General features: G+C 64.6%; 7 protein-coding genes. 4 read left to right on the top strand and 3 right to left on the bottom strand.

Annotated features, from left to right (window positions below; all coding sequences use genetic code 11):
• Nucleotides 1-552 precede the first annotated feature (552 nt).
• Complete coding sequence (locus tag AC1DKD_RS37750; protein ID WP_477144459.1) at nucleotides 553-1,095, bottom strand: ureidoglycolate lyase; 543 nt, start codon at nucleotides 1,093-1,095, stop codon at nucleotides 553-555.
• A gap of 250 nt (nucleotides 1,096-1,345) precedes the next feature.
• On the opposite strand from AC1DKD_RS37750, the gene AC1DKD_RS37745 reads away from it, so the two are divergent.
• A complete protein-coding gene (locus tag AC1DKD_RS37745) occupies nucleotides 1,346-2,668 on the top strand; it encodes an MFS transporter (RefSeq protein ID WP_441636993.1) in 1,323 nt (440 codons plus the stop codon).
• Between the two features lie 171 nt (nucleotides 2,669-2,839).
• On the opposite strand, the gene AC1DKD_RS37740 is transcribed toward AC1DKD_RS37745, so the two are convergent.
• A complete protein-coding gene (locus AC1DKD_RS37740; RefSeq protein ID WP_441636991.1) occupies nucleotides 2,840-3,304 on the bottom strand; it encodes a carboxymuconolactone decarboxylase family protein in 465 nt (154 codons plus the stop codon).
• 230 nt (nucleotides 3,305-3,534) lie between these two features.
• Between AC1DKD_RS37740 and AC1DKD_RS37735 the strand changes: the two genes are divergently transcribed.
• Nucleotides 3,535-4,401, top strand: a complete 867-nt coding sequence (locus tag AC1DKD_RS37735; RefSeq protein WP_477144458.1) for an RNA polymerase sigma-70 factor — start codon at nucleotides 3,535-3,537, stop codon at nucleotides 4,399-4,401.
• 114 nt (nucleotides 4,402-4,515) lie between these two features.
• Here the strand turns inward: AC1DKD_RS37735 and AC1DKD_RS37730 are convergent, their stop codons facing one another.
• Nucleotides 4,516-4,653: a hypothetical protein gene (locus AC1DKD_RS37730; protein WP_441636985.1), complete on the bottom strand. Its 138-nt coding sequence runs from the start codon at nucleotides 4,651-4,653 to the stop codon at nucleotides 4,516-4,518.
• On the opposite strand from AC1DKD_RS37730, the gene AC1DKD_RS37725 reads away from it, so the two are divergent.
• Nucleotides 4,640-5,368, top strand: a complete 729-nt coding sequence (locus AC1DKD_RS37725; RefSeq protein ID WP_441636983.1) for a FadR/GntR family transcriptional regulator — start codon at nucleotides 4,640-4,642, stop codon at nucleotides 5,366-5,368. The genes AC1DKD_RS37730 and AC1DKD_RS37725 overlap by 14 nt on opposite strands.
• 107 nt (nucleotides 5,369-5,475) lie before the next feature.
• Nucleotides 5,476-6,489: methyl-accepting chemotaxis protein (locus tag AC1DKD_RS37720; RefSeq protein WP_477144457.1), on the top strand; the 1,014-nt coding region annotated here is incomplete at its 3' end.

The raw sequence follows: 6,489 nt of genomic DNA, 5'->3' as shown, positions 1-6,489 counted from the left end.
GGCCAAACTCACATCGCCTTAAGGCGATGCTCAAACATGGCCCCCTCTTTTCCGCTCTTTTCACCTGCCGACGAGGACGCCCCATACGGCCTGGTACACCTTGACGGCTCGCTTCGCATCGCGCTGGGGTGTGGACCGCCCTTGGGCGCGCTCCACACGGCTACACCGAATCGCTGGTCTGGCGATATCGCGCATCGCCAAAATCTCTCGGCTATTCGGACGCCAAACTTCCAGTCTCCAGTCTCCATGCGCCAGCTGCCACTTGCTATGCGTTGGGTTGCTCCCTCGCCTGCGGAGGAGGGCGGCCATTTGCAGGAGCGAGCCTGCCAAACCAACGATTGGTAGCCGGATCCCGAGGGGGTATCGCCCCATCCGGCGCGCCTTCTTTGCCTACTTTCTTGGCAAGACAAGAAAGTAGGTCGCCTCCCCGCAGGGGAGGTGAAACTGCCGTTGACTTTAGGGTTCTGACTTTGACGTTAAGCCGTAGCCCTCACGTGCCAGAGGTGCCGGAAGCAAGCCATTGCCGCCCTGCATGGCAACACTCCAGCCCACTCACTCCGCAATCAAATACTTGCCGAGCAAGTCAGTGATATCACAGTTGTGCCCCTCCCCACCACGATCCACCACCAGAAATCGCGCCGGTCCCCGCGTGACGATCAACGAGTGATGCCAGACGCCTCGCTTGTAGTTCACGCCTTGCCGGCCATTGGTGACAAAGGCGCGGATGGCTGACTCGTCGAGCTGGCCGCCGCCCGGCGCCACGACGACGAGGAAGGCGGTTTCGTCCAATGGCACGAAGGCCTGGCTGCCCAGCGGATGCCGTTCCATCGATGCGATGGCGAGGGGCAGGGCATAGRGCTGCGCGTCGAAGAAGTTGATCAGCGCACGGCCGTCCAGCGCGCCGACGTCGATCCCGGCGAGGTCGTGATAGCGCAGCGTCATGCCGCCATTGATGACCATCGGCACGTGCCCTTCGCTTTCGATGACGTCGCCAAAGGGGGCGAAGGCAGCCGCGGTCAGCGGCTCGACTCGCAAGGGCACCGGCGCGTGGGCGGGTGTTGGGCGCACGATCGCCGTCTCGTCGGGAGCAGACACGTTTTTCCTCTTGGTCAGGGTGATGGGGAAGCCGTGAAAGGCGGCTTTCCGAATGGGCTTATCCGACTGGTAATACCAGTAGGGCTAGTATCGCGTTAGCCAGACCCCGCGTCAAGGCACTTAAATTCCGGGTTTACGCTGCTTTTCCATAGCGCGATGCGGACGTATTCTTCGCCATCCATTAGAAATCATACTGGTAATACCAGTTGAACGAAGTGCCACGCCACCCGAGGAGGAAACTGCTGTGTCCCTGACCACTGCCCCATCGCTAGCCCCCGAGCCGGCCGCCGCCAATGCGGCGGCGGCGCGGGAAAACGCCGTCTACCGCAAGGTTGCATGGCGCCTGTTGCCTTTCCTGATGCTTTGCTATGTCGTGGCCTACCTGGACCGCGTCAATGTGGGGTTTGCCAAGCTGCACATGCTGGGCGACCTGCGGTTCAGCGAGTCCGCCTACGGGCTGGGCGCCGGGCTGTTCTTCATCGGGTACTTCTTCTTCGAAGTGCCGAGCAATATCCTGATGCACCGGATCGGCGCCAAGGCCACCATCTCGCGCATCATGATCATGTGGAGCCTGATTTCGGCGGCGATGGTGTTCGTGCAGACCACCACGCAGTTCTATGTGCTGCGTTTCCTGCTTGGCGCGGCCGAGGCCGGCTTCTATCCCGGCATGATCCTGTACCTGACCTACTGGTTCCCGTCGCACCGCCGCGCTCGCATGGTGGCGTTGTTCATGTGCGCCATCCCGGTGTCGGGCATTTTCGGCGGCCCGCTCTCGGGGTTCATCATGGAGTCGATGCAGGGCGTCGCGGGGCTGCGCGGCTGGCAGTGGATGTTCCTGATCGAAGCGCTGCCTTCCTTGCTGGTCGGCTTCGCGGTGCTGGCCTATCTCGATAACAATATTCGTTCGGCACGCTGGCTGACGCAATCCGAGAAGGAACTGCTGGAGCGCAATATCGCCAGCGAGAACGCGGCGAAGGGTGGCCATATGACCATGCGGCAGCTTTTTTCGGACAGCCGCATCATCAAGATGGCCTGCATCTGCTTCTGCACGGTGATGGGGCAGTACGGGCTGACCTTCTGGCTGCCGTCGCTGATCCGGCAGTCCGGCGTGACCGGCGCGCTGAATATCGGCTTGCTGACCGCCATCCCGTTTTCCGTCGCGGTGTGTTCGATGATCCTGGTCAGCCGCAGCTCCGACCGCATGCGCGAACGCCGCTGGCACCTGATCGTGCCATTCTGCTGCGGCGCCGCCGGGCTGGCGCTGAGTGCGGTCTTCAGCGACAACGTGGCGCTGTCGCTCGCGGCCCTGGCGCTGGCGGCCGGCGGCAGCCTGGCCACCTCGCCGCTGTTCTGGAGCCTGCCCACCGCGCTGTTGTCCGGCGCGGGGGCCGCTGCCGGTATCGCCATGATCAACTCGTTCGCCAACCTGGCCGGCTTTGTCAGCCCTTACATGATCGGCCTGATCAAGGATGCGACGCAGAGCACCAACCTGGCGATGTTCGTGCTGGCCGGCGTGCTGCTCTGTGGCGCGGCGCTCACCTATACCGTCCCTGCGCGGCTGGTTAACAAGTAAGGTACGGCATGGCCCGGTCCATGCCGCTGGCCACAGCGCTTTGCACAGGCATCGGCGAGCTGGCAGATCGAGCATTTGCGCGACGCAATGGCTCCGCTCTGCATGGCGCAGGCGGCGCTCCGGGCAAGGCGCGGCGGCGCCGCGCCATCACAAGGTGGACCGGCAGCGCGATCAGAAGCCCGGAGCCGGATTTTCCGGAATCTGGTTGCGCAGGCTCAGGTTCATCACATTCCAGCCGCGAATCGCTGCAATGGCGTAGGACAGCTCGGCGATTTCGTTCTCGCTGAAATGCTCGCGCAATTCGGGATAGACGGCATCCGTGTCGTCGCGGTGCGGCAGCGCGTTGACGGCTTCCGCCCAGGCCAGCGCGGCGCGCTCGCGAGTGCTGAAGAACGGTGCCTCGCGCCAGCCGGCGATGGCATTCAGGTGGCGCGGTTCCGCGCCCTGCTTGATCAGGTCGCGCCAATGCATGTCGATGCAGACGCCGCAGCCATTGATCTGCGAGACGCGCAGGTTCACCATCTCCACCAGCCGGGTCCCTAGCGAGCTTTGCTTGACGGAGGCGGAGAAATTGATCATCGCCTTCAGGTTGGCCGGGGCGAGTTGGAAAAAGTTGATACGTGCAGCAGTCATGATTTTTGCCTTTCAATCCGTTTCGACGGGTCCGGCAGGCGCCCTGCGCGCCTGCCATGACCGTAAGACGGCGGCGGCAACCGGCTTGTGACAGCGGCTGCAATTTTTTTGCTATATATCTTCTCCGGTTCTCTTCACGCCCGGTGTTACCCCTGCGCCGTACCAGTCATTCGCCTGGATGTCACAAAACGCGTTGCCGGAACGTCTGGGGGTGATCTTCTCGCATATGACTTATGGATTCCGCCGAAYCTTTCACCGCACTGAAGCCCCGTCTTTTCGGGATAGCCTATCGCATGCTGGGTACCCGTTCCGACGCGGAGGACGTGGTCCAGGACGCCTGGCTGCGCTGGCACGAGGCAGACCAGGCCGAGCTGCGCTCGGCGGAAGCGTGGCTGGTCACGGTCACGACGCGGCTCGCGATCGACCGCCTGCGCGCGCGCAAGAGCGAGCAGGAGAAATACATCGGCTGGTGGCTCCCCGAGCCGCTGGTCGAGTCGCATGAGGACACGCCGGAGGCGGCGGCGGAGTTGGCAAGCGAAGTGTCGGTGGCGTTCCTTTGGGTGCTGGAACGCCTCTCGCCCGACGAGYGGGCGGCGTTCCTGCTACGGCAGGCATTCGATCTGGAGTATGCGGAAATCGCTTCGATCCTCGGCAAGACCGAAGCGGCCTGCCGCCAGATCGTGCACCGCGCCGGTGAGCGCGTGCGGGAAGGCCGCCCGCGCTACGACGTATCGCCACAGGAGCATCGCGAACTGCTGACCCGCTTCATGCAGGCCGCAAGCACCGGCGACCGGACCGCCATGAAGACGATGCTCAGCCCGGATGCCGAGCTGATCAGCGACGGTGGCGGCAAGGTGCCGTCGTTCGGGCGCATCCTGCGCGGCGCCGCGCGTATCGCCGGCGTCTTCTGGTCGCTCGGGCACGCAGAGCCAGGCAAGGTACGCTACCGGCTGGCCCGGATCAATGGCATGCCTGGGCTCCTTCGCTATGTGGATGGCAAGATCGAGTCGGCGCAGTCCTTCACCATCGAGGCGGGCCGCATCACCGCAGTCTATGTCGTGCGCAATCCCGACAAGCTTTCCGCGGTGCCGCCGCTGTAGGCTGTCACGGACCAGGGGGAGGCGATGCGCAATCCTGCGAAAACAGGGTAGTCACTGCCTTTGGCTATCAGCCTTCGGGTCTTTGATCCTGACGTCAGGCGGTTGTGGTTGCCGTTAGATCTCCAGGTAGCGGTCGAGTACAATTTGCCGTCGATCCGGCGCCAGCGCTGGCGCCCGCGGCAATTTCCCTTGCCCTTTGCCATCAACACCATCCAGCGCAGGAGTTTCCATCACCGCCATGGTCACAGCCACCGCCATCTCCGCCAACGCCGCGACCCTCATCCGCGAGTGGATCGAAGGCGGCAAGTATCCGGCCGGCTCGCTGTTGCCCTCACAACGCGACCTGGCCGAGCAACTCGGTATCAGCCGCACCTCGCTGCGGGAGGCGCTGTCCACCCTGCAGGGCCTGGGGCTGGTGGTCTCGCGACCCGGTAAAGGCGTGTATGTGGCCGCCGATGCCACCGACGGCGCGCCGCCGCAGTGGCGTTTCTCGAAATCGCATTCGCTGACCGATATCTACCAGCTGCGCTTCGCGCTGGAAAGCTTCACCGTGGGGCTGGCCGCGGCGGCGCTGTTGCCGGAAGATGTCGGCGCCCTGCGCGAGAACGCCGAAGCCATGCGGGCGTGCATCGATGCGTCCGACTTTACCCAGGCCGCCCGGCTGGATTTCGAATTCCATATGCGCATCATTGCCATCGCCGGCAACCGCGCGATTGCCGATATCCTGCGCAACAGCACCGACGTCATGCAGGAAAGCCAGCGCCTGCCGTTCTACCAGCGCGGCAGCCGCCACGCCACCTACACCGAGCATTGCGCCATCATCGACGCCCTGGCGGCGGGCGACGCCAGCCTCGCGCAGCGCGCCATGTCCGATCACATCGTGCGGGCCGCCCAGCGCGCCGGCGTGCATTTCCCCGCCGGTAGCCGGGCGGATGGCGGGATGGCGCCGGAGCGGCGTCCCGCCTGAATGCCACTGGAAGGCGGCATCTGGGAATTCCCCTAAAGTTTCTCCGCGCGTCGCCGTTACCCAGACGACGAGGCAGGCGAAGTCTACTAAAAAGGGGAGATGCAGCAATGATGGCACTGGCCAACCTGAGCACCCGTATGCGCCTTGGCGCTGGTTTCGCGGTGGTGTTGATATTGATGGCGGCGGCGATCGCGATGGGGCTCAATGCCCCGCCGGACGCGGCGGCCGGGAATGTCGGGCAGGGCGCCGACTCCGCCCGCGCCTGGATGTTCGGGCTCTGGCTGGCCGCGCTGCTGGTCGGCGCCGCCTGTACCCACGGCATTGCGCGCAGCATCGAGCAACCGCTGGGCGAGGCCGTCTATATCGCCGAAACCGTGGCCTCCGGCGACCTCAGCAAGGAATTCGAAACCGAGCGCCAGGGCGAGTTCGGCCGTCTGCTGCGCGGCATGGGCGAGATGGAAGACATGCTCACCGACCTGGTGAGCCGGATCAAGGACTCGACGGATTCGATCACGGATGCCTCGAAGCAGATCGCGGCCGGCAACACCGACCTGTCCCAGCGCACCGAGGAACAGGCCGCGGCGCTGCAGGAAACCGCGTCGAGCATGGGCGAACTGACGGCCATGGTCAAACAGAATACCGAGCGCGCGCACGCGGCCAACGAACTGGCGGCCAATGCCTCGGATATCGCGCAACGAGGCGGCACCGTGGTCGGGGAGGTGGTGGACACCATGCAGGCGATCAGCGCCAGCTCCAATAAGGTGGTCGACATCATCGATGTGATCGAAGGCATCGCGTTCCAGACCAACATCCTGGCGCTCAACGCCGCCGTGGAAGCGGCGCGCGCGGGCGAGCAGGGGCGGGGCTTTGCGGTGGTGGCGGGCGAGGTACGTACCCTGGCGCAGCGCAGCGCCGCGGCGGCCAAGGAAATCCGCGGGCTGATCGGCGACTCCGCGGAGCAAGTGCGCAACGGCGCGGCGCGGGTGGAGCACGCTGGCCAGACGATGCGCGAGATCGTGACCGCCTCCCGGCAGGTCACCACCATCCTCGGCGAGATCGCGGTGGCGTCGGGGCAGCAGAGCGATGGCATCGAACAGGTCAATCAAGCCGTGATGCAAATG

It is taken from the genome of Cupriavidus sp. 05T313, assembly GCF_056396665.1.
This window is presented reverse-complemented; position numbering and strand designations above follow the sequence as displayed.

What these genes read in the sequence shown, in the direction of transcription:
- AC1DKD_RS37725 (WP_441636983.1), top strand. Translation starts at nt 4,640, where the DNA reads ATGGTCACAGCCACCGCCATCTCCGCCAACGCCGCGACCCTCATCCGC.